Source organism: Vibrio sp. Vb1554 (assembly GCF_033344235.1).
In genome coordinates, this window is sequence record NZ_JAWPOJ010000307.1 from 1 (window position 1) to 1187 (window position 1187).

The 1187-nt window shown below is 46.4% G+C and carries 1 protein-coding gene and 1 pseudogene; both read right to left on the bottom strand.

Annotated elements, in window-relative coordinates:
• On the bottom strand, positions 1–876 hold an 876-nt coding region (locus R8N28_RS25845), incomplete at its 3' end, for an acyl-CoA dehydrogenase family protein (RefSeq protein ID WP_318183736.1).
• Between the two features lie 82 nt (positions 877–958).
• A pseudogene (locus R8N28_RS25850) lies at positions 959–1187 on the bottom strand (TetR/AcrR family transcriptional regulator); the annotation flags it as partial.

The window sequence follows — 1187 nt, forward strand, 5'->3', positions numbered from 1 at the left end:
GAAATCGATAGGAACGAAAATGTCTTTACCACGGGTTGGACCGTTCTGGAATGGCACGTTCAGTGGGAAGTGACGGTTACCGATTTCTACACCTTTCACATCCGTTGGGATCAGCGCACATGTGATACCAAGATCTTCTTTCTCACCAAGCAGGCCTTCTGGGTCACGCAGTTTGAATGCAAGGCCAAGTACCGTCGCAACAGGTGCAAGTGTGATGTAACGCTTGTTCCAGCTAACTCGAACACCAAGCACCTCTTCGCCATCGTGCATGCCGTAACACACCACACCCTGGTCAGGAATGCCGCCCGCATCTGAACCTGCTTCCGGTCCAGTCAAAGCAAAACAAGGAATGTCCGTACCATCAGCAAGACGTGGTAACCAGTAATCTTTTTGCTCCTGAGTGCCGTAGTGAGAAAGAAGCTCACCTGGCCCCAACGAGTTAGGAACCATTACCGATACCGCAACACTAATACTGCGCGTTGCAATACGAGACACAATCGTTGAGTTTGCCAATGCAGAAAACTCACGGCCACCGTACTCTTTCGAGATAATCAGTGAGAAGAAACGTTCTTTGCGCAAGTATTCCCACACCTCCGGTGGCAAATCACGATCTTCTTTCACGATTTTTTGATCGTCTAGCATGTCTAAGAGCGTTTCAAGTTCATTATCCATAAACGCTTGCTCTTCAGCTGTTAACGTCGGCGCTGGGTAATGGTGTAGCGTCGTAAAGTTTGGCTTGCCAGAAAACAACTCGGCATCCCACCATACACTACCGGCTTCCATCGCTTCTTTTTCTGTACTCGACAGCGGAGGAAGAACTTTCTTAAACACTTTAAATGCTGGGTCACTAATCCATTTTCTTCGTAGAGAGCTCATAGTTCAGATCCTTTTGTTCACGTCACCGCTTGCGGCTAATCCTTATTATTGGTTTCACTTTTTACTTGTCGTTATCGAGCGACTATTTCGCCGACATACCAGCGGACAAGTAAGGAATCAGTAAATCGACGACAGATTTCACATCGATTTCTTTTTCAAATTTGCTTTCTGCCAGCTCGGTCAAAGCTTGACTTGAGGCCATCGTAAATACGCACGTTCCCAACGTGAAATGTAATCGCCAAAACAACAACTCTTCCGTCAACTCTGGGTTTGCTTTCATGATAGAGAAAGTAAACAAATTCAATACTTCT